Genomic DNA, 22,189 nt, shown 5'->3' on the forward strand with positions numbered 1-22,189 from the left:
GGGGCTATTTACGCAGCCGTACTCGGTTGAATCCGTCTGTGCTGTCTCAATCACAGTCCCCGCCGGATCAGCTCTGCCAGCAGGGGGATGCTGCGCTCCAGTTCAGCCGCAGAGGCATAAGCGTAGGACAGCCTGAGATGCCTGCCGTCGCTGCGGTCGTACAGATCGCCCGTATTCAGCAGCAGTCCGGCGCGCAGCGCTGCGCTGAACAGCTTGCGCGGAGGGACAGCCTCGTGGAGAGACAGCCAGATATAGAAGCCTCCTGCCGGTACGTTCCAGCTTGCCAGTCCGGTGCAATGGAGCTGCAGTAGCTCAAGCATGTGGTCGCGGCGCGCGCGTAGTCTGCCGCGCAGCACATGCAGGTGCTCTTCATGATAGCCGCCCGTAAGCCAGCTGGCGGCAGCCAGCTGAGACAGGGAGCTTGCGCCATAATCGCTCTGCATCTTGATGTCGGCCAGCCGCCGGACTACCGGCTCAGGTCCGGCAATCCAGCCGATGCGCAGACCGGGGCTGGCGGCCTTGGACAGAGTGCCCAGATGCAGGACCCGTCCCTCCTGGTCCAGCGCCTTCAGCGGCGGCGGAGGGGGAGCGTCCAGCCATAATTCCTGGTAGGCCCCATCTTCCAGAATGGGCAGCCCAAGTCTGCCTGTGACCTCCATCAGCTCCTGGCGGCGCCCCTTATCCATTAGGATTCCCGTAGGGTTATGAAAGGAAGGGATGCTGTAGAGCATCGCCGCCTTAGTGCGGATCGCCTCAGCCGTGAGGTATTCCGGGATCAGACCACGCCCGTCCATAGGCAGGCCGCTGAATTTCACCCCCGCAGACTGAAAGGCATGAATTGAATACAGATAGGACGGCTTCTCCAGCAGGATAGAAGAGCCGCGCGGCAGCAGCCCGAGGGCAATGAGCTGAAGCCCCTGAAGGGCACCGGAGGTAATCAGAATGGAGTCCGGGCCAGCGGTAATGCCGCTCCGGGCTAGTAACCGGCTAACCGCCGCCCGCAGCGCCGGACTACCGAGCGGCTCCTCATAGGAGAGTGGAGGAAGAACGCGCTGCGCGAGTCCGGCCAGCACCTGGTTCATTGCTGCCCCGGGCAGCAGCTCGGGCGCAGGCTCGCCGGTCCCTAGTCGAATCAGACCCGGCTCATATTCGAGCCGGTTAATGTCCTGGATGGTGGGCAGGTTGGGATAGTGAATCCCCTCCTCCACATAGTCATTCCAGTTGCCTGAGTGTTCCGGCTCAGGGGGCACCTCTTCCCCGTCTTCTCCGCATTCTCCGGCGGAACCAAGGGAAGCCGGGAGCACAGAACGTATGCCTGTAACTATTGTTCCGCCCCCGCGTCTGCCTTCAATCAGGCCGAGGGCGGTCAGCTGCCCCAGCGCTGTAACCACCGTACTGCGGTTCACTCCAAGCTGGCGGGACAGCTCCCGCTGCGGAGCCAGACGCATACCGGCAGGCCAGGCCCCGGTGCTGATCTTGGCCAGGAAGTAGGCGTAGATCTGACCATGCAGCGGCAGCGGAGAAGCCGGGTCCGGCTTCCAGGTGTCCGGCAGACCGGAGCCAGCGCCCGCTTGCTGCGCTTCAGGAGTTGCGGGCCGGGAAGCCTCCGAATGTACGGATTGGCCGGGCGTGCTTAAGTCTGTATGGTTGGAGCGTTGTGAATGTGTCAAGGGCAGGCTCCTTCCGGACGAATGATTGTAGACAATTAGCAGTTATCATGCCAAGGGCGAAAAACCGAATACATTGTGCCACTGCCAAGGCAACCGGCTCCATTGTATGCGAAAAACTGAACACATCGGCCATGCGCCTGCGTGCCACCACAATGTATGTTGTTTTCCGCATACATTTGGCCCATGCGCCTGCGTGCCACCACAATGTATGTTGTTTTTCGCATACATTTGGCCCACGAGCCTGTGTGCCACCACAATGTATGTTGTTTTCCGCATACATTTGGCCCATGCGCCTGCGTGCCACCACAATGTATGTTGTTTTTAACATACATTGTGTCACTACTAAGGTAACCGGCCGATTGTATGCGAAAAACCGAACACATTGTGCCACTGCGAAGGCTACCGAGCGAGTGTCCCCTTCACAGCCGCTGTTGACTAACATAATCCCTCATTGCTTGCTTTCCTTCTCTCTCTCTTTCGTTCTTTCTCCCAGTCTACCATGATTCCTCCCCTTTCATTCGTCTTGGTTGGTATGTGTCCAAAAACTTGGATGGTTACGGCGGCCGCTATGGCAGGGTACGATCAGTAGGCTATAACCGGTGGAAGCCTGAGAGGCTTGTTTACCCTGGAAGCATCATAAGGAAGATAAGAGGGGGAAAAGAAATGGTACAGGCCATTCTACATGGAATTATCCTGGCCTTCGGGCTGATTCTGCCGCTGGGCGTGCAGAATATATTCGTTTTTAATCAAGGGGCACAGCATACCAGATTCCGTAGTGTACTGCCTGTCGTACTGACGGCAGCGATATGCGATACGCTGCTTATCGCTGCGGCAGTCGGCGGAGTCTCCTTGGTCATTTTATCGCTGCGCGGGGTCACGCCTGTTATATATGGTGCGGGCATTCTGTTCCTCACCTTCATGGGCTGGAGAATCTGGCGCTCCGATCCGGCGAAGGATGAGTCGGGCCGACTCTCAGCGAAGGGACAGATCCTTTATGCGCTGTCTGTATCCCTCCTGAACCCGCACGCCCTGCTGGATACGGTGGGCGTGATCGGGACCAGCTCGCTGCAATACGACGGTGCGGTGCGCTGGACCTTCGCGGCGGCGACAGTGGCCGTCTCCTGGCTCTGGTTCCTGGGTCTTGCTGCAGCGGGCCGCCAGCTCGGCAGGCTGGATGCTTCCGGCAAGGTTATGAAGGGGCTGAATACCGTTTCCGCCCTGTTGATCTGGGGGATCGCCGTCTACATGGGAGTTCAGCTGTGGGGGCTGTTGTATGGCTAAGTGATTCCCCTTAATTAGTCTCTGCTCAATAGATCTGTTAATTCTTTAGAGCTGCGATCTTTTAATTTCAACATTTTTTCGCTATTACTATCTTTAATCAAAAATCCACTTTTGGTTTTGAAATCTAAATAAAGGCTGAATCTCACAACTTCGGTATCCGCTTAAGTAACATTCATTCGATACGTTGGCGGACCCACATCAACAGCCCCGCGTACTTTTTTCACAGTTCTTATAGCATGGTTGAATACCCGGATGCTATCGTTATCAGTGTAAGTAGTTTCAGCTGTTTCAGAAGTAAGAGTGACGCTAACAATCTCAGGATTTGGTCTGACTAAAACATATATTAAAACAAGTAATAGTATTAATGAAATTGAAATGATGCCGATTTTTCTCATAAACGCTCCCCCTTGTAGCAATCTTGTAGATCCTTGGATACCTCTATGTATGCTCTGGACCTTTTTGGAAAAAGAGTGCCGTTTAACATAGTTTCGGCCTGTATCCGTAAGATTCGGCAAGCCGCTTGCCAAACTGTTTCGAATTCTTCACACTTTCGAGCTATAGTTGTTTTATTTGACTCTATTCTATTGACGGTTGAAATCCCATCATCTACCATACAGATATAAACATAATGTTCTAAATTATGGAATGTGGGAGGTGGTGTTGCTTTGAAGCCTGCAGTCATGATTCGAGACCAGCTTGCAGATTATTTAACCCAGCAGGGGCTGTCCATTAATCAGTTCGCCATAAGATCTGGCATTAATTCCGGGACACTGAGCCGGATTATTAATGGCCATCAGCCCATTGCCATGAGCCATCTGGAGTTAATCACTGCAGGAATGGGGCTTGGCGAGGATTTTTTTTACAGCTTATATGTCGAGGAATGCTTCTATTATTCGGCACCGACCTGGCGGCGGCTTCGCCCGTTCATTGTGAAATGTGCGGAACTGGGGCGTACGGATTGTATTGAGCTGCTGGTGCAGAACTTGCTGGATAATCTGACGTATGTCCCCATGCTGTACGAGGTTGCGGAAGGCTTGTTCCAGCAGGGCCACTGGCCGGCGGCTGCACTGCTCTATGAGAACGTTAGCGCCAGTGAGAAATACCAGTATTCTGAACGCTTGGCCACCTGCCAATACCGCCTGTTCCAGATTGCCCTGGGTGATGACCAGAGCACGAACCTGCGCGCGGCTACCCTGTTCGAGAGCTACATTCCGCGCCTGAATGAGGCGGACCAGCTGGATGGGCTGAAGAATTTGATGGATGTCTACTACTCATTGCAGTTATGGAGTAAAGTAAATGAGCTTGCTCTTGAACTGTTTCGGCTTGCGACAATCCGTTATGATCTGTATTGTAACCCGAAATATAAAGAGGCAGTGAAGAGCGGAGAAAGACCTCTTTGCTTTTATATATTGTATGCCCATTTAATGCGTGCAAATGCATACGAAGAATGCGGAGAATATAAAAAGGCTCTTGAACTTGTACCTTTATATTTGGACGTAGATTGGATACATGAAGAAAGTGAGGAAGCCAAGAGGACTGTAGCGCAATTTCAGGAATGGGGTAAGGCTAATACTTATTTGTATCGCTTACTGGATGGACAGTTAGAGGTATTAGATGATTACGTTAATTATATTTCCACGCAACAAGGAGAGATTTTCATAGCTTTATTTTATATTGTGAAATCTGCAAACCTGTATAACTGGAATGTAGATTCTATTCTGGAACGCTTCGCGGGTTACATGCCTTACAGGATACATCTCACTGAGTTTGGAGTGTACAATCAGCAGATTAAAGCGGACCAACATGCCAGATTTCTTGTTGAATTGGGAGTCTATTATTTGCGGAATAAGCGAAGTGAAGGTATTGGATATATCCTACAAAGTTTGGAATCATCATCTAAACTTAACAATGAGAGTATCATCTTCAAGTGTGTTGATTTATTCGAGCAGAACAGGCATATTGCCGGGGAAAACGAGCAACTGCAATACAAAATATTAATAAGAGAGGTGCGGGATGCAAATGAAAAGAAAACTCCTATTAATGCTAGCCTCGTTTAGTATTGTTGTACTGATTACTATACCTGTAGCAGACTTAGTGGGCAAACCTATACAACAACAAACGATTCAAACCATGGGTCATGGGGCGGGCGGCTGAATAAGCGCAAGCAGTAATAACAGTATCATCTCTGGCGTCTTCTGCTAATGCAGAGGCGTCTTTTTTATGGACAACTCTTATCGCATCAGAGCTTTGTCAATATATTCACTTTAACAGATAATGCAATCAGTCCATTATTTTGTAGTTTTACATAAAAATCTATAATGTTGCATAAGGAGGCGGGATTCCCATGCATAGTCCAGCAATCGTTAGAATTCGCATAGAGCAAGCCAGAAGTAAGCTTCATACATTACATATTCAATATGGCGGTTTCAATCATCCTGAGGTCTTGCGGCAATCCGTGGTGCTGGATGAGCTGCTCAATGCGTACGATAATGCCTACCGGATGAATAAAAGGCCGCCTGCTTAAACAGTGCTTCAACAAACAATCGGAGAGTCAGAGATAAGTTCCATTGGACACGTGTATAAAAAAGGTGGTAACTGCTGTGGAGCATACAGTCAAAATTCGAGACGAGATAGCGGCGTATCTCACAAAACATAAACTGTCTATTAATCAGTTTGCGATTGCCAGCGGAATTCATTCCGGCACACTCAGCCGGGTAATGAAAGGCCAGCAGGCCTTGGCGATGAACCATCTGACCCGCGTGACAAGTGGGATGGGACTGCCGGAGGATTACTTTTACAGTCAGTATGTTGATGAATGTTTATACGATTCGACACCGACTTGGCGGCGTTTACGGCCATTCCTGCTGCAATGCGCGGCGCTATCGCGTCTGGATTGCATTGAGCGGGTGGCACAGAATTTACTGGATAATCTGCTGTATGCACCGCTGCTGTTCGAGGTTGCGGAGGAGTTATTTGAGCAGAAAAACTGGCAAGCCGCAGCACTAATCTACGAAAATGTGGGAGCCAGCGAGAAATACCAGCATTCCGAACGGCTGGCGCTCTGCCAGTATCGGCTCTTCCTCATTAATCTGGGCGATGATCCCCAGAAAAATCTAATCGCTGCTACTATATTAGAGAATTATGTCGATAAGCTGGACGAAGTCAATCAGTTGGATGCGCTGAAAGAGTTGGCTAATTTATACAGTGGGCTTCAGGCGTGGGACAAAGTATCTCAGTCTGTAGAAGAACTGCTAAGAGTCGCCACTGTTCAATATGAACTCCACGGACAAGTGCATCGTAAGCATAGTAGCAATCAATTTTATAAAAAGCCGCTGTATACATATATTTTATATGCTCAGCTTATGAGATCCTGTGTTTATGAAGAGCTGGGCGACTATAAAACCGCACTGGATATGGTACCTCAGTACATGGATCATAGCTGGATACGGGAAGATGACGAAGAAGCAAGGCGTATTAAGGCTCAATATATAGAATGGGGAACGGCGAATACGTACCTTTACCGCTTAATGGATGGGCAGATTGAGGTGCTGGAAGAATATATAGAGTATATCTCCACCTGTGAGAACGAGATTTTTATGGCGCTGTTCAAGATCGTTCAATTGGCTAATCAGTATAAGTGGGACGTGGATCATGTGATACAGAGATTTGCGGACTACATTCCTTACCGGAAGGTTTACAGTATCTTTGGTGAGCACAACAAGTTCATTCATGAAAAAAACTACACCCAATTCTGCAGCGAGCTGGCGACCTACTATCTATCCCGCAAGCGGTACAAAGGCGATGATGTGATTATGCAAAGCGTAGACTTATCCGCCAAATTAGACAGCGAGCAGCAAGTGATCCGGGGGACGATATCCGTCGATTTCGAGATTGCGATTTCGGATATTCCGAAGTCGGGCTGAAGCATTCACAAGCTTTGATACTACTATGAATGTGTTCTACTCCTAAATGCATGTTTAAGATTATAAAAAGTTAAAACAGGCCCATGAACTTGTTCATGGGCCTGTTACATTTGTCTCCGTGCGTCTTACCCCCCAATCTGCGACATGCGGCGGGCGGTGGGGGTGTGGCTCTGGGCTTTGTGCTCCAGGGCCAGCGCCATCTCATGATTATGCGGCTTGTTGCCGAGCGCCTCGCGGAACAGGGCCTGCACCGCCGCAGGGGAGCTGATCAGCGGGCGCACATTATATTCGTCCTGCCAGTACAGGCAGGCTTTGATGTTGCCGTCGGCGGTCAGGCGCAGCCGGTTGCAATTGTCGCAGAAATGCTCGCTGACCGGGTGGATCAGCCCGAAGGTTCCCTTCGCGCCGGTGACCCGCCGGTTCTGGGAAGGGCCATTCCCGGAGGGCATGTCGGCCTCCTCGGTGGTCCAGCCAGCTTCCTTGCAGGCCTCTACTACAGTCTCCAACGGCAGATAGGTCTGCCGCCAGGCATCGCTGGCGCTGCCAATCGGCATGTATTCAATGAACCGCACATTCAGCGGGCTGTTCAGGGTCAGGGCGATGAAGTCCTTGATCTCGTCATCGTTAATGCCTTTCATCAGCACGACATTCAGCTTGATCGGGGACAGGCCGGCGGCTTCTGCGGCTTCAATTCCCTTCAGCACCTTGGCAACATCGCCGCCGCGGGTAATCATCGAGAAGCGGTCCGGCCGCAGCGAATCCAGGCTGATGTTCACCCGGGACAGCCCGGCCTGCTTCAGGATAGCCGCTTTGGCTGGCAGCATCAGCCCGTTCGTCGTCAATGATATGTCATCTATGCCGGGTATGACGGCGATCATAGAGACCAGCTTCTCCAGATCCTTGCGGACCAGCGGTTCGCCCCCCGTCAGCCGGACCTTCCGCAGGCCCAGGGGCGCAAGCGCCTCCACCACAGCGGCAATCTCCTCGTAGCTCATAATCTCGTCCTGCGGCTGGAATTGCATTCCTTCGGCGGGCATACAATAGATACAGCGCAGGTTGCAGCGGTCAGTAACCGAGATGCGTAGGTAATCATGTATGCGTCCAAAAGGGTCAGTCAGCGGCTCCATAGCGTTGCTCCTTCACCTGTTGATTTTAGTTTAAATTTTAAAGAAACCATTCCGCCGCGTCAATGCACAGCGGACAATCTAAAGCATAGGGGGACAGAAGGTCAAAGCAGCAGCCTAATTATGACAAAAGTGCGACAATTCCAGGGAATGGTCATAGAATGCTCACCGAAAGCGCTTATCATATTCGATATAATTTAGGTGCGGAAGATTCAAACTTTAGATACTTTTACTTTTGCGAAGCACAGCTATGATACCGGAAGGCTCAGGCGGCGATCCCTAAGGATACCCCGGGTATCCGGCAAACTATGTAGGGAGGATTTGCAAAATGACCATACCAACTGTTCCATCGCTTGTCGTGCCGGAGGCTTGCAGCCGCTGGCTGGAGAGTCGGGGATTAATATATCAGCTGCTGGTGGACTTCTATGGAAGAAAACCATCTCTCTCACTGGTCGCCCAGTGGAGCCGTAACCGTGAGATGAGTGTCGCTGCGGAGATGACCGAAGGCGGCCGTGAGTTGAAGCGTTACCTGTGCAGCCAGGAGCCATCCATGCTCCCGGCCATCTGCGAAAAAGAAAAGCTCGAATACAAACGTCTGATGAATGAGCGGGCCGTCAGCTCCTTCGTGGCCCGTGAAGCGGCTCAACTGGGCCGTGAGGAAGAATTCTGCAACGTGCTCTCGGATGTGTACGCTTCGGCGGGGATTGTCTTCAAGAAGTGCAGCGGCGAAGCCGACGACCATATTGCCATTGAACTGGAATTCATGGCCGTGCTGCATGAACGGATGCTGTACAACAGCTTCTCGATCCGCAGTGCGATGGAGCTTCTGGAGATCCAGGAGAGATTCCTTGAGGAGCATCTGCTGAAGTGGACTCCACAATTCTGTGCGAGAATGAACGCTGCCACCGACAGCCCGCTGTATCTGGGACTCAGCCATATGCTGGAGGAATTCCTGCCGCAGGATCTGCACATGCTGCGTGCCTGGAAGGCTTCGCTGGAGAGCAGCGCGGCGGCCATGGCGTAATAAGCATCCATACTCAATAAGGCGCCCTTCCATCAATTCGGAAGGGCGCCTTATTTCTGCTCCTAGGGTCTTGAACTTAAGCTTTCACTTTATAGGTTTTGATTGAAAGAAAATACAAAAAGCGTGTAGGATCGGAGGGGGATTTTGGAACTGTAGGAGCGGTAGCGTCCGCCTTTGTCTCCGGATTTCTACCGCAACAAGCGGTCTAAATCAGGAAATCTGGAGACAACAGCGGCCGGAAGTCCAAATATCCACCGTAGTGATGTCTGAGCTTTACGCTATGTTCTTACGATCAGCTCTTATAACTGAAATTGCAGTTCATCCCCTATTTATTCGTAAGTCTTCTTACTCCGAAACTTCATCAGGAACTCATACACCACCGGTACAACGACCAGGGTCAGCAGCGTGGAGCTGACGAGACCGCCGATGACGGTTACGCCAAGTCCCTTGGAGATGATTCCGGCGCTGTTCTCAAGGCCTGTAACCAATGGCAGCAGGGCGCCAATGGTCGCGAGCGCAGTCATGAGAATCGGGCGAAGGCGGGTAGCCCCGGCCTCAAGCAGCGCCTTGCGTGTAGACATTCCCTCTTGTTCCTTATGGATTACGCGGTCAATCAAGACAATTGCATTGGTGACCACGATACCGATTAGCATCAGTGCGCCCATCAGTGCGGAGACGTTCAAGGTCTCGCCGGCCAGGAGCAGGGCAACAAGAGCGCCGATGACTGTGAACGGCAGCGAGAACAGGATGGCGAACGGTGCCAGACCGCCGCCGAAGGTGACTACGAGCACGAAGTATACAATCGCAATAGCCGCGAGCATGGCGATGCCAAGCTGTCCGAAGGTCTCATTAATCTGCTCGGTGACTCCGCCGAAGGTGATGGTCACGCCGTCCGGGAGATCAAGAGCATCTATTTTGTCCTGCACAGCCTTGGAGGCACTATTAATGTCACTGGAGATAATGTCGGCGGTTACCTCGACTTTCATTTTGCCGTCTTCACGGGTAATGGAATCCGGGGACTGGCCCTGTTCGATGCTTGCTACCTCGCCAATCGGTACAGTAATACCTAGCGGCGAAGTGAGCGTGGCGGCCTTCATTTCTTCAATACTATTGTAGGAATCCTTGTCCGTCTCAATGTAGACCTTGTAATTCTTGCCGTCCAGCTCTACCTCAGTCAGTACAGGCCGGGTTCCGGCAGGGCTCAGCTTCATCGCAAGCTGTCCGGCCGTTAGGCCCAGTGAGCTAAGCTTGGCCTGGTCAGCGACGATGGTGTATTGATCATAGGCTTCAGAGAGGCTGGTCTTCCCGTCTTTGAAGTTCTTGGTGTCTGCCTGAACGATCCCGGCAATGTCATCGGCTACCGGTTTGAGCTGCTCCAGCGTATCGCCGAAGATGTTAACAGTAAGGGTACTGCCGCCCAGTCCGCCTCCGGCCATGCCGGACAAATCGCCCCACACGCCATCCGGCACCTCTTGGCTCAAGCCTTCAATTAACTTCTCCTTCACGGTATCGAAATCAGGCGTGTTGCTGTCATACGTGACATAGAACAAGCCTGAATTGCCTGAGCCCATTCCGAACGGGCTGCTGCCGCCGATGGAATACTGCATTTTGTCCAGATGCTTCTGGGCCAGAATGAACTTCTCAGCCTTCAGGCCCAGCGCCTTCACATCCTCCAGCGTCTGACCGGCCTTCGGGGAGAAGGTAAGCGTAACATTCTTCTCTTCCTGGGAAGGCAGGAAGCTGACGCCGATCGGCTTGATCAGGAACAGACTGCCTGCCAGCAGCAGGACAGCAACACCCAAGGTGATCAGCTTATGCGAGAGACACCAGTCCAGGATTCGGACATACCCGCCCGCCAATGCGCCGGGCTTGTCTTCGTGACCCTTTTTCCCCTTCTTGAGTCCATTACGGAACAGGGTATGGGCCAGTGCAGGCACCAGGGTAATGGCAACCACCAGTGAAGCCAGCAGCGCGAATACCATAGTGAGGGCAAACGGCAGGAACAGCTCACCGACCATCCCGCTGACAAAGGCGAGCGGCAGGAAGACGGCAATCGTCACAATGGTTGAGGACATAATCGGCACAAACATCTCACGGGTAGCCGCGCTGATCAGCTCTCTGCCGCGAAGCTTCTCGCCAGACAGCGTAAGCCGCCGGAAGATGTTCTCAATGACCACGATGGAGTCATCCACTACCCGCCCGATGGCTACGGTCATGGCGCCGAGCGTCATCATATTCAGCGTAATATCCATTTGCCGCAGGCATAATACTGCAATCAGCAGGGATAATGGAATCGAGATAATAGAAATAATGGTAGAACGGATATTGCGCAGGAACAGCAGGATGATAAGCACGGCGAACAGGGCGCCGAAGGCAGCCTTGGACAGCATCGTGTTCACGGAATCCTCAATCGGCTTGCCTTGATCCAGCAGCACGGTGAGGTCCATCGACTTGTATTGTTTCTTCAGTTCTTCTGTCTTGTCCTTGACCCCGTTCACGACATCGACGGTGTTGGCATCATTGGCCTTCACAATCTGAATCCCGATGGATTCCTTGCCGTTGGTGCGGGAGATGGATTCCGATTTGCCGACTACCTCGATAGTGGCAAGCTCGCTCAGCTTCACCGTCGGCAGCCCGGTCATGGCGCCAGCGCCAGCCCCGGTACTGCCAGCAGCAGCATTGGTGCCGCCAGCAGCACTAGCACCGCCTGAAGCTGCACCGCCTGCTTCCCCGGCTCCTGTGCCAGGCATGCCAGTTGCACCGGCTCCAGCAGCACCCGCCGCAGGACCAGCAGGAACCAGCGGAATGCTGACATTCTGCAAGTCCTCCACTGTAGTGATGTTGCCGTCAACGACAACAGCCTTCTGTGACTTGTCCATCTCGAACAATCCGAGCGGTACCCGCAGGGAGGAGGCTTGGATGATGCCTTTGATCGTATCCTCGGTCAGTCCGTACTGCTTCAGCTTCTCCTGATTGAACTTCAGGGAGACCTCTTTGACATATTGTCCGGCAATCTGCACAGAGGCGACGCCTTCGATATCCTCCAGCGCCGGGCGGATATCATTCTCGGCAACCCGGGTCAGCTCCTCCAGATCGCCGGAGCTCTCGTCAGAGATACTAAGGGAGATGACCGGCAGCGAGCTGAGGCTGAAGCGCGAGATTTGCGGCTTTTGCACCTCATCCGGCAGCTTCACCTCGTTCAAGGCTTCCCGCACTGCTGCTGTAGCATTGTCCAGGTTCGTGCCGTAGTCGAACTCAATGGTGACGCTGGAGGCGTTCTCCAGAGAGGTGGAGGTCAGCATCTTCACGCCGTCTACGTTGCGGAGCTTCTGCTCCAGCGGCTTGCTGACGTCATTCACGACCCCTTCGGGTGCGGCTCCTGGATAAATAGTAGTAATGCTGAGATAAGGGATACTAATGTTAGGCAGGGTCTCCTGCTTCATGGTCAATCCGCTGTACAGACCGGCGAAGACAATAATGATCGTCAGCAGCCAGACGGCGAATTTGTTGCGGAGCGAGAAATTAATTAGGCTTTTCATCAGTAAAAGGAACCTCCAGTACAATTATTCTTGATCTTACAGGCGTGCCGCCTCTGTCCTTAATGAAGTCCGCAGGAAGTGTGCATATAAGGTGTGAATGCTTTCTTTAGTTGACTTAGCTCGCCGGACAGCTCGGGGTACCCCTCAAGATTGGCAATCATCCCTTGAATGATCGCTTTCCGGGGCTGGGTGGTGAGGATTTCGCTCTCCAGAATACCCAGGGACTCCAGACCGTCTTCGGCATGCTCCCGGCTGATTCCGTCCGCTTCACTTAGCAGGAGCTTCATCGCCTTGATCAGCTGAAGCGGGCTCTGGCGCGGTCCTTCTCCTTGACCCTCGGCCCATCCGGCGAGGACTGCGGAAGAGATCAGAGGGGCGGGCTTCCCTGCAAGCAGGCCGGAGACCATAATGTCCAGCCAGTCCACCAGCCGGTCAGCCAGTTCAGGGATGGAGACAACAGTCTCCTGGCCGAACAGCAGCTTGATGCTGGAACTGATCATGCCGTGGCTGAGCACGCACAGCTCGCCTGCATAGGGCAGAATCTCTGGCCCGTACATGAGCTCCAGCTTCTGCTGGAACCAGCGCAGCAGGGCGGCGTTGTTCTGCTTCACCCAATCGGGAATCTCGGCCACACCCCGGCCGGCCACCTCCTGGAATTGGCGCTGCAGGAATTCGCGCAGCTCGTATACATGACTAAGCAGAATTTCGAGCTGGTTACGCAGCTTCTCCCGGGGCTCTCTGCCGGCAGCCTGCTCCTCCTGCTGCAGCGGATCATGAATCATCCGGAAGCAGTAGATGTATATACTGCGCTCCAGATCTTCTTTGGATTTGAAGATCAGATACAGACTTCCTTTGGAGATCCCGCATAATTCGGCAATCTCCTGCATGGAGGTGGAGGAGGAGCCTTTTACAGCGAACAGCTGCATGGCGGTCTTGATGATTTGTTCTTTTTTGGTCATGCTTTTAGCGGTCAAGGCGATATAAGCCCCCGTTCTGACTAGACAGTTCTATATTTGACTGATTGGTCAGTGAGATTATATTATATATCCTGCAGCAACACAAATTTGCAGGTTTCAGTAGGAAGAAACGGATTCTTCATGTAAGATATAAATGTGTCATTTTGGTGAGAATCGGCGGAATGAGAAGGTAGGGTACATATGAGAAGAGGACTGCAGGCAATAGTCATTATAGCGGCTTTGCTGGCTTTTTATTATTTTGGATTTGGCGTGTTCGGCAGTACAGCCGGGACGATTATCAGTATATTTTCCACATTGACGGTCATCTCTGTCGCGCTGGGGATCTTCATGGAGAACCGCAATCCTTCCACCACAGTGTCCTGGATTCTGCTGCTCGCGCTGATCCCGGTGCTGGGGCTGGTGTTCTATTTCCTGTTCGGGCAGAATGTATTCAAGCGGCGCAAATATGACAAGAAGGCCCAACGCGACCTCATGGCCTATGAACGGATTGAGAACGATGCGTTGCGGATGCACCAGGACTGGTCGGTGTTCAGCCCCGCGCAGCAGAAGCTGCTCGGCCTGTCCCAACGGCTCGGGCGCACGCCGATCTCCTTCAATTCAGAGTCGCGCATCCTGACCAACGGTGAGGAGACCTTCGGGACACTGCTGCTGGAGCTGCGGCAGGCGCAGCATCATATCCATATGGAGTATTATATTTTCCGGGCAGATCATATCGGCACGCGCATTCAGCAGATTCTGATTGAGAAAGCCCGCGCAGGCGTGGCGGTCCGGTTCATGTATGATGCGGTCGGGAGCATTCAGCTCTCCAGAGCCTTCCTTAAGGAGCTCAGTGATGCGGGGGTGCAGGTGGCTGCTTACGGCAACTCCACCTCCTTTTTCTCCAGCAGGGTGAATTACCGCAATCACCGCAAAATCGTGGTCATCGACGGCGATGTCGGCTTCATGGGCGGGCTGAATGTCGGGGACGAGTACTTGAGCCGCAGCAAGACCTACGGGTTCTGGCGGGATACACATATGCTGCTGAGGGGCGAAGCGGTGCGGACGATGCAGATTATCTTCCTGCAGGACTGGATGCACACGACCGGCGAGAAAATCCTGGAGCAGGACTACCTCTCCCCTCAGCTTCGCTTCACTACCGGAGACGGGGCGGTGCAGATTATTGCCAGCGGCCCGGATAATGAGCGGCGTGCGCTCAAGAATATTTTCTTCTCCATGATTACTACTGCGGAAAAATCCGTCTGGATCGCCAGTCCCTACTTCATCCCCGATGAGGATATACTGACTGCGCTGCGTGTGGCGGCGATGTCGGGGCTGGATGTCCGCCTGCTGTTCCCGGCCAAGCCGGATAAATGGATTCCGTTCCTGGCCTCCCATTCCTACTTCCCGGCGCTGCTGGAGTCCGGCGTGAAGATCTATGAATATGAGAAGGGCTTCATCCACTCCAAGCTGCTGATTGCAGACGGGGAGATTGCTACGATTGGAACAGCGAACATGGATATGCGCAGCTTCCATCTTAATTTTGAGGTGAACGCGCTGCTGCTGCAGACCGAGAGTGTCTCGCGCATTGTTGCAGACTTCGAGCGTGACCTGCAGTCCACGCGGCAGATTGTCCATGAGACTTTCATGGAGAAAAGACTGCTGGAGCGGCTGCTGGAATCCGCAGCCCGGCTGATGTCTCCGCTGCTGTAAGCGGACAAGCGGACTGAAACAAAAAAACGGTACCGTGCCCCAAAAGGACGGTACCGTTTTTTTGTTGTTTCATCAGAAGGTAGTGAATCCAAGCCGGGTCTGTATCCGGTAGAGGATGTATTTCAACCAGGTGACGTCACTCTGATATTCCGTGAGCGGCAGGCTGTATTCAGCGCCCTCGTTGTTCCATAGCCGGTTGAAGTAGCCCTCCACCTCCGCATACAGCGGCTGTTCCCGCGGAACGGATACATAGAGGTCATTCTCCAGGTTATAGTCGTCCAGATTACGGGCTGTGAAGTTCGTTGATCCGCCCAGCAGGGTAGAGTCGCCTGATGCCTTGGCAATGAACAGCAGCTTGCTGTGATACTGCTCCTCGCCTGTGTTGTACCAGCGGATCAGGATATTTCCTTCAGAGCGGCGGTCCAGGTCCATGGCAACGGGACGGTTGGGGATGCCGATTTTGTCCCGTCCGAAGGCATTCTGGTTGGGATCAAGCAGCAGTCTCACCTGGGCGCCGCGGGCATCTGCGGCAAGAAGGGCATCGATAATTCCGTCGTCCGCCAGATAGAACATACCCATCCAGATGACATCCCCGGGTCCTGCCGCAGCGATCCCATCCAGGGCATATTTGTATACCTTGCCTTCGGTCAGATAGCGGACTTCAAGCGAAGGTTCCCCGGATGCGGCGGCGGGCGGTTTGAATTCAGGGGGCTTGCTCAGCAAGGGACCGGCTCCCGAGAGATTAGCCGCCGCCTGCTCACTCCGCAGAATATCCTCCTGGATTGGACCCTGCACCTCCAGGGCAATGTTGGAATGATAAGCACTGGCATCATGCACATTGCCGGAGGAGATCAGGGCGGTGTTCTCGCTCAGCACGACCTTGCGGTGGTTTGCTTTGACATTGAGCAGCTTCAGGTAGGAACGTGTGGTAATGTCCGGCCCTCCGCTGGCCATCAGATTCGGAATCCAGCCGGTGCCGGATTGTCCGAACCACTGGATGAAGGTGCGCCAGACCGCAGAATAGGCAGGAGTCGAGTCCCGCAGACCGTCTACATCTGTCATGATGATCTTAATACCGGCAGCTCTCATCTCTTCCAGGAGGGCATTAGGCGCAGAGCCGTAGTTCGTATTCACCTCATCGGTGATGAAGGCGATCTCCATGGCGGGATAGGCGGCTTTCTGGGCAAGCAGCTTATCGGTAAGCTGTCTGCTGACAGCGGGGAACTGCTGGTCTGTATGGGTATAGTTATTGAACAAGAACAGATCGATCACGAGGAACTGTCTGGACTCTTCAATAATCTGCAGGATTCTGGGCAGAATCTGTTCTTCCCTTGCCTGCTTCCCGCTGCTGTCCTGATAGGTCAGATCATGCCAGAAGGCGACCGTACTCACCTTATAAGCAGGGCTCTCCGCAGAAAGTCCGGTCGGCAGCGGCTTATGGGTCTGATAGATCATCACCCCGGTCAGCCAGAGGAGAAGAAGGATCAGGGCCAGCAGGAGTCTGGAGCGGCGGCGCAGGAAGAACTGCGTCTGACGCTTGTGGCGGGATGCCGTAATGGCACCTGAAGCCAGCGTGATCTGTAACTTTTCGGGTGTGACGGGATGGCGGCCTTGATTCATAGTTATCCTCCTGGGTCTGCTGCGGGGCTAGAGCGACTATAGGGTAGCCCGGCATTGTAAATACCTATAACGCCCGCTAAGGAGAAGTGAAGCAGCTGACGGCAAAATCCCTGAAAAATCTAGTGTTGCAAAAAGCGCTCCTGTTCATCCGCGCCGTACCTGCAAGCTGCATCATACAAGTTCTGGTGACATAACACAGATGCAATTGTATAATGAGTGTAAATAATTTGTATAAGGTTTGAATCTTCAAATGTATTCAGTGTAAACAGGAAGGCAGTGAGATCCATCGTGTATTCCATCAAACAGGTTGTCGAAATGCTCGATATTCCCTCTGTCACTCTGCGGGCGTGGGAGAACCGGTATCAGGCTGTCGTCCCGGAACGTACCGAGTCCGGCTATAGACTGTACAACCAAGAGAATATTGAGGACCTTCGCTGGTTGAAGGAACAGACCGATAAACAGGGCATCAGTATCTCACATGCTGTGCGGATGCTGAAGCAGCATAAGCAGAAGGACCTGGATGAACGGCTGTCCGTTGCGGGCGGTGACCCCAAGGATGCCTTGGACAAAATGAGGCAGCAGATCTATGCAGCGCTGCTCGACATCCAGGGTGAGCGGGCCGATGCCCTGATCGATTTCGGGTTCTCCCTGTACGGCTATGAGGCGATGGTCCATCAGGTGTTGGTGCCTGTTCTGGTGAAGGTTGGTGATGCCTGGGAGCAAGGGACGGCAACCGTAGCCCAGGAGCATTATATGACACATATGATCTCGAACCGGCTGTCCCAGTTCTTTCACGTGTTCCCGGTGTATGCCCATCTGCACAAGGTGCTTGCCTTCTGCCCGGCAGGAGAGCATCACCAGGTCGGCCTGCTGCTGTTCTCGCTGTTCCTGCGCAGGAACGGGGTTGAAGTCATCTATCTGGGGGCCAATACCCCCGAAGACGGTGTGATGGAGCTGCTGGAGAAGCAAGAGCGGATCGGAGCTGTCTGCCTATCCGTTACGAATGGTACGCTAGTCCCTTATACGGAGGAGCTGCTTGAACGGCTAGGCAGCTTGTACCCGGAGGTGCAGCTCATTGCGGGCGGTAGAGCTTATGAGGCAATCAGCCTCCAGGATACCAACGCCACCTATGTGATGGCGGAGCCGCCGGAGAAATGGCAAGCCTGGTTCGATCAGGAATATGCCGGAATCCGGCATAGGGCTTAGCAAATATAGCGGATTTTAATTGAAGTAGATTCCATAGGAACCGGTCAGAACCCTTGTACAGGGCTGTCCGGTTCTTTTGCTATGGACAAGTCTAGCAACCAAATTGCTGGAAGTCCGGCGGATGATATTTACATGGCCCGGCAAAGTATGTATGATATTTGTATCACTATTGTATAGTTTTTGTATAACGTTTGAACGAAGGAGGACGTCGCTTGATCCGAACCACAGATACCGCAAAAGTCGCAGTAATCGGCGCAGGACCGGGCGGGCTGGCCGCCGCCATGCTGCTTGCCGCCGAAGGATATGAAGTAGATCTCTATGAACAACAGGCAGAAGTTGGCGGAAGATCAGGCGAGCTGAAGCTGGGAGACTACCGTTTTGACCGGGGAGCCACCTTCTTGATGATGCCGCATTTGCTGGAGGAGCTGTTCACTCTGGCAGGGCGTTCGGTGCATGACTATGTCTCGCTTTCACCGCTTGATCCGCTGTATTCACTGCATTTTGGAGATACCGTATTTACGCCTTCCACGAACCAGGATCAGACGGCCGAGGAGATTGAGCGGCTGTTCCCGGGCAATGGCAACGGCTACCGCCGGTTCATGGCCGAAGAAGCCGACAAACTGGAGCGGGTGATCCCGTTGCTGCAGCGTCCGTTCCAATCGTTAGGGGATTATGTTAAAAGAGATGTGCTGCACGCGCTGCCTAAGCTGAACGCTACAGACACCGTGTATAACCGGCTGTCCCGTTATTTCGATGATGAACGGCTGCGGTTCTCGTTCACGTTCCAGGCCAAGTATCTGGGAATGTCGCCTTGGGAGTGTCCGGGCACCTTCACGATTCTGTCGTACATGGAGCACCGTTACGGTCTCTATCATCCGACTGGCGGCATTAACCGTGTGCTTCAGGCTATGGCTGAGGTCATCCAGGAGCATGGCGGGCGGGTCCATACCGCAAGCGGGGTGAAACGCATTATCGTCAAGGACGGGCAGGCCGCAGGCTTGCTGCTGGAGAACGGGGAGAAGGTGGATGCGGATTATATTGTGATTGGTGCAGATTTTGGATCTGCAATGACCCAGCTGTTCGAGCCCGGGCTTCTGAAGAAATACACCCCTGCCAAGATTGCCCGTAAAAGATATTCCTGCTCCACCGCCATGCTCTACCTCGGTGTGGATGGAGAGGTGGACCTCAGTCATCATTCGGTTCATTTCGCGGACGATTACCGGCGTAATGTCAAAGAGATCACGGAGCTGGGCGTTCTGTCGGAGGATGCTTCTATCTATATTCATAATCCGTCAGTCATCGATAAGACACTGGCGCCTCCCGGAAAGTCCTCGCTCTATGTGCTGATGCCGGTGCCTAATCTGAGTGCCGATATCAACTGGGAGCAAGAGCGTGCAGTGGTGGAGGACTGGATGATGGAGCGGCTGCAGCAGATCCCGCAGCTTGCCGGAATCGCCGGACGCGTGGAAGAGAGCCTGTTCTTCTCTCCGCTGGACTGGCAGAACCAGCAGAATGTATATAACGGGGCCACCTTCAATCTGGCCCATAATCTCGGGCAGATGATGCATCTGCGGCCGCATAATACCTTTGAGGAGGTACGCGGCATCTGGCTGGTCGGCGGGGGAACCCATCCGGGCAGCGGCCTGCCGACGATCTTCGAGTCGGCCAAGATCAGCGCACGGCTGCTGCGGGAGCATGACCAGGCTGTGCGGGGGCGGTTCACCGTACAGGCGGGTGCGCCCGGCGCAGGTGCGGGGGTTCCGTTATGAGCCGCATTGCCATCGTAGGCAGCGGAATCGGCGGGCTGACGGCAGCGCTGCTGCTTACCCGTCAGGGACATGAGGTGGTGATCTATGAACGGGCACCCCAAGCGGGCGGGCGTGTGGCCTTTGAAGAGCAGGACGGCTACCGGATTGACCGCGGCCCTACCATCGTGCTGCTGCCGGAGATGCTTCTCGGTATTCTGGAGGAAGGCGGCCTTCCGCGATCCAGCCTGGAGCTGCTGCGCTGTGATCCGCTCTACCGGGTTCACTTCAGAAGCGGGCGGGTGCTGACCAAATTCGCAGATGCGTCGGCGCAGGCAGAGGAGATTGACCGGCTCTATCCCGGAGAGGGCAAGGGCTTCACCCGGTTCATGAAGGACATGGCAGTGCTGTATCCGCAGGGGCGGACGTCGTTCCTGGAGCGGGGGTATGCCAGCGGGCGGGAATTCTTTAGTCCGGCTAACCTGTCGTTGATGGTTCGCCTGCGCGCTTACCGGAATCTGCGCTCTGCGATCGGCCAGTATTTTCGCAATGAGGAGCTTAAGGATGCGTTCTCCCTGCAGAGCCTCTATATTGGAGGAGCGCCCTTCCGCACACCCGGTATCTACACCATGCTTCCTTACGCCGAGCATGCCTTTGGCATCTGGATGCTGAAGGGCGGATACGGGACGCTGCCGCAGATCATGGCCCGGGAGCTGGAAGACCGCGGGGTACAGATTCATACGGGCGCTGAGGTGGAATCCTTGCTTGTTGAAGGAAGCCGCTGCTGCGGAGTTGTTGTTCAGGGGCAGTCGATTCCTTATGATGCCGTTCTGTACAATGGAGATTTCCCGAATGTAGAGCAATTGCTGCCGCCTGGTGTGTTCAAGCAGGAACAGGCACCGGTTGTGACGGCGAATAAGGGCAGATCCGTATCGGCCAAGGCCATAAAACGCGGAAGCTGGAAGCCCTCCTCGGGCTGTCTGCTGATCTATGCGGCCACAGACAAGCGCTGGCCGGATTCCCTGGTGCACCAGTTCTTCCTGCCGGATAGTCTGAATAGCAGCCTGCATGAGCTGTTTGACCGGGGACAAATTCCTCAGGATTCTTCTTATTATGTATTTAATCCGGTAGCGCTGGACGATAGTGCAGCTCCTCCCGGACAGAGCGTGCTGTATTTCCTTGTTCCCGTCCCGGCGGCGCCGGATAAGAACTGGGAGGAAATAGCCGGAGCACTAGCCGATAAAGTCATGGCAGATGCCGAGAAGCGGGGCTTCCCCGGGCTTGCCGCGAGTGTGATCTGGCGCAGGCTTAGAACGCCTGCCGATGCGGAGCAGGAAGGAATGTATGGCGGGGGCAGCTTCGGTATTGCACCGCTGCTGAGCCAGTCGGGGGTATTCCGGCCCCAGCCGAAGCCTTATCCGCTCAAGGGATTGTATGCCGCAGGTGCTTCCGTCCATCCGGGCGGCGGTGTGCCGATCGTGATGCAGGGAGCGAAGCTTGCCGTTCAGGAAATGATAAAGGAGATGAGCGTACATGGATGAAAGGATACTGCAGCAATGTGAGGAACTGATGAAGAAAGGGTCCACTTCGTTCCATAAGGCGTTTGATGTTCTGCCAAGTCCCAGGCGTGAAGCGGTGCATGTTATTTATGCCTTCTGCCGGATTATAGACGATAGTGTGGATGAGCCGGAAGGCGCGCCATACAGCATTCATGAGCTGCGGGAGCATTTCATGAATCTGGAGCAGGCGGACGGGCATTTCATCTGGCCGGCGCTGCGCTGGCTGTTCAGCAGCTTCCCGCAGCTTCAGCGTGAGCCGTTCCTTTTGCAAATGGAGGGACAGCTTAGAGATCTTACCTTCACAGCCTATGACACGATGGAGCAGCTTAAGGATTACTGTTATCTTGTAGCGGGAACGGTAGGGGAGATGCTGCTGCCTGTTCTGCGGGATGATCAGAGTGAAGCGGCACGGACATCAGGAATTGCGCTGGGGATAGGAATGCAGCTGGTCAATATCATCCGCGATGTGGGTGAGGATCTCAGAAGAGGACGCAGATATGTGCCGCTTGAGGTGATGGAGGGACATGGCTACAGCCAGCAGGAGCTGGAGAACGGGGAGGTCAATCACCGTTTCACTGCCGTTATCCAGGAGCTGCGGACAGAAGCGTTGGACTGGTTCCGGCGAGGGCTGGAGCATGTGCACACGTATCCTTTGGAGAGCGGTCTGGCCATTGAACTTGCCGCATCCTTCTATGCTGCTATTCTGGATGCTGTGGAGGCAGACGGGTATGATGTTTTCCGCAAAAGATCCTATGTCAGCGATGAAGCCAAGCTTCAGCTGTTCCAGCGTACGGTCGTGCGTTATGCCGGTGTAAGAACTGCGGTGGTCTAG

16 protein-coding genes are annotated in these 22,189 nt (G+C 53.9%); 10 read left to right on the plus strand and 6 right to left on the minus strand.

The genetic code is table 11. The features are described from left to right. Positions 1 to 50 precede the first annotated feature (50 nt). Entirely contained in the window at positions 51 to 1,670 is a 1,620-nt protein-coding gene (locus MKY64_RS29855; protein WP_340957512.1) for an aminotransferase-like domain-containing protein, read from the minus strand. A gap of 663 nt (positions 1,671 to 2,333) precedes the next feature. Between MKY64_RS29855 and MKY64_RS29860 the strand changes: the two genes are divergently transcribed. Next, entirely contained in the window at positions 2,334 to 2,951 is a 618-nt protein-coding gene (locus MKY64_RS29860) for a LysE/ArgO family amino acid transporter (RefSeq protein ID WP_340957514.1), read from the plus strand. A gap of 161 nt (positions 2,952 to 3,112) precedes the next feature. Here MKY64_RS29860 and MKY64_RS29865 read toward each other — a convergent pair whose 3' ends face one another. Then, positions 3,113 to 3,346 (minus strand): hypothetical protein, encoded by a 234-nt coding sequence (locus MKY64_RS29865; RefSeq protein WP_340957516.1) that lies wholly within the window; start codon positions 3,344 to 3,346, stop codon positions 3,113 to 3,115. A gap of 270 nt (positions 3,347 to 3,616) precedes the next feature. Here MKY64_RS29865 and MKY64_RS29870 point away from each other — a divergent pair, with 270 nt between their 5' ends. The 3 genes from MKY64_RS29870 (at position 3,617) to MKY64_RS29880 (ending at position 6,874) form a co-directional block, all read left to right on the plus strand. Further along, the gene (locus MKY64_RS29870) at positions 3,617 to 5,008 is read left to right on the plus strand and encodes a helix-turn-helix transcriptional regulator (protein ID WP_339251927.1); all 1,392 of its coding nucleotides are present in this window, start codon (positions 3,617 to 3,619) and stop codon (positions 5,006 to 5,008) included. Positions 5,009 to 5,295: 287 nt separating this feature from the next. Continuing rightward, on the plus strand, positions 5,296 to 5,475 hold the full coding sequence (locus MKY64_RS29875) for an aspartyl-phosphate phosphatase Spo0E family protein (protein ID WP_036726170.1): 180 nt from the start codon (positions 5,296 to 5,298) through the stop codon (positions 5,473 to 5,475). A 76-nt stretch (positions 5,476 to 5,551) separates the two neighbouring features. Beyond that, positions 5,552 to 6,874, plus strand: a complete 1,323-nt coding sequence (locus MKY64_RS29880) for a helix-turn-helix domain-containing protein (RefSeq protein ID WP_340957519.1) — start codon at positions 5,552 to 5,554, stop codon at positions 6,872 to 6,874. Positions 6,875 to 6,999: 125 nt separating this feature from the next. Here the strand turns inward: MKY64_RS29880 and moaA are convergent, their stop codons facing one another. Beyond that, a complete protein-coding gene (moaA, locus tag MKY64_RS29885) occupies positions 7,000 to 8,001 on the minus strand; it encodes a GTP 3',8-cyclase MoaA (protein ID WP_339311879.1) in 1,002 nt (333 codons plus the stop codon). A 325-nt stretch (positions 8,002 to 8,326) separates the two neighbouring features. Between moaA and MKY64_RS29890 the strand changes: the two genes are divergently transcribed. Further along, positions 8,327 to 9,022, plus strand: coding sequence for a TorD/DmsD family molecular chaperone (locus tag MKY64_RS29890; protein WP_036726172.1), 696 nt, complete (start codon positions 8,327 to 8,329; stop codon positions 9,020 to 9,022). A 329-nt stretch (positions 9,023 to 9,351) separates the two neighbouring features. Here the strand turns inward: MKY64_RS29890 and MKY64_RS29895 are convergent, their stop codons facing one another. After that, the gene (locus MKY64_RS29895; protein WP_340957521.1) at positions 9,352 to 12,561 is read right to left on the minus strand and encodes an efflux RND transporter permease subunit; all 3,210 of its coding nucleotides are present in this window, start codon (positions 12,559 to 12,561) and stop codon (positions 9,352 to 9,354) included. 59 nt (positions 12,562 to 12,620) lie between these two features. Next, positions 12,621 to 13,535: a TetR/AcrR family transcriptional regulator gene (locus MKY64_RS29900; RefSeq protein ID WP_340957523.1), complete on the minus strand. Its 915-nt coding sequence runs from the start codon at positions 13,533 to 13,535 to the stop codon at positions 12,621 to 12,623. A gap of 183 nt (positions 13,536 to 13,718) precedes the next feature. Between MKY64_RS29900 and cls the strand changes: the two genes are divergently transcribed. Continuing rightward, positions 13,719 to 15,227, plus strand: a complete 1,509-nt coding sequence (gene cls / locus MKY64_RS29905; protein WP_036726174.1) for a cardiolipin synthase — start codon at positions 13,719 to 13,721, stop codon at positions 15,225 to 15,227. Between the two features lie 72 nt (positions 15,228 to 15,299). Here cls and MKY64_RS29910 read toward each other — a convergent pair whose 3' ends face one another. Next, positions 15,300 to 16,847: a phospholipase D family protein gene (locus MKY64_RS29910; protein ID WP_340957524.1), complete on the minus strand. Its 1,548-nt coding sequence runs from the start codon at positions 16,845 to 16,847 to the stop codon at positions 15,300 to 15,302. Positions 16,848 to 17,123: 276 nt separating this feature from the next. On the opposite strand from MKY64_RS29910, the gene MKY64_RS29915 reads away from it, so the two are divergent. From MKY64_RS29915 to MKY64_RS29930, 4 genes are all read left to right on the plus strand, one after another. Then, entirely contained in the window at positions 17,124 to 18,053 is a 930-nt protein-coding gene (locus tag MKY64_RS29915; protein WP_340957525.1) for a MerR family transcriptional regulator, read from the plus strand. A 212-nt stretch (positions 18,054 to 18,265) separates the two neighbouring features. Then, positions 18,266 to 19,822 (plus strand): phytoene desaturase family protein, encoded by a 1,557-nt coding sequence (locus MKY64_RS29920; protein ID WP_340957526.1) that lies wholly within the window; start codon positions 18,266 to 18,268, stop codon positions 19,820 to 19,822. Further along, a complete protein-coding gene (locus MKY64_RS29925; protein ID WP_340957527.1) occupies positions 19,819 to 21,339 on the plus strand; it encodes a phytoene desaturase family protein in 1,521 nt (506 codons plus the stop codon). The genes MKY64_RS29920 and MKY64_RS29925 overlap by 4 nt, the downstream gene beginning before the upstream one ends. After that, complete coding sequence (locus tag MKY64_RS29930; RefSeq protein ID WP_339251908.1) at positions 21,332 to 22,189, plus strand: phytoene/squalene synthase family protein; 858 nt, start codon at positions 21,332 to 21,334, stop codon at positions 22,187 to 22,189. Before MKY64_RS29925 ends, MKY64_RS29930 begins: the two co-directional genes overlap by 8 nt.

Source organism: Paenibacillus sp. FSL R7-0210 (assembly GCF_038009085.1).
GTDB classification, from domain to species: Bacteria; Bacillota; Bacilli; order Paenibacillales; family Paenibacillaceae; genus Paenibacillus_AQ; species Paenibacillus_AQ silagei.

Bases quoted from the DNA above. Each gene is read 5' to 3' on its own strand.
- MKY64_RS29860 (WP_340957514.1), top strand. From the start codon at position 2,334: ATGGTACAGGCCATTCTACATGGAATTATCCTGGCCTTCGGGCTGATT.
- MKY64_RS29865 (WP_340957516.1), bottom strand. From the start codon at position 3,346: ATGAGAAAAATCGGCATCATTTCAATTTCATTAATACTATTACTTGTT.
- MKY64_RS29875 (WP_036726170.1), top strand. From the start codon at position 5,296: ATGCATAGTCCAGCAATCGTTAGAATTCGCATAGAGCAAGCCAGAAGT.
- moaA (WP_339311879.1), bottom strand. From the start codon at position 8,001: ATGGAGCCGCTGACTGACCCTTTTGGACGCATACATGATTACCTACGC.
- MKY64_RS29890 (WP_036726172.1), top strand. From the start codon at position 8,327: ATGACCATACCAACTGTTCCATCGCTTGTCGTGCCGGAGGCTTGCAGC.
- MKY64_RS29895 (WP_340957521.1), bottom strand. From the start codon at position 12,561: ATGAAAAGCCTAATTAATTTCTCGCTCCGCAACAAATTCGCCGTCTGG.
- cls (WP_036726174.1), top strand. From the start codon at position 13,719: ATGAGAAGAGGACTGCAGGCAATAGTCATTATAGCGGCTTTGCTGGCT.
- MKY64_RS29910 (WP_340957524.1), bottom strand. From the start codon at position 16,847: ATGAATCAAGGCCGCCATCCCGTCACACCCGAAAAGTTACAGATCACG.
- MKY64_RS29925 (WP_340957527.1), top strand. From the start codon at position 19,819: ATGAGCCGCATTGCCATCGTAGGCAGCGGAATCGGCGGGCTGACGGCA.
- MKY64_RS29930 (WP_339251908.1), top strand. From the start codon at position 21,332: ATGGATGAAAGGATACTGCAGCAATGTGAGGAACTGATGAAGAAAGGG.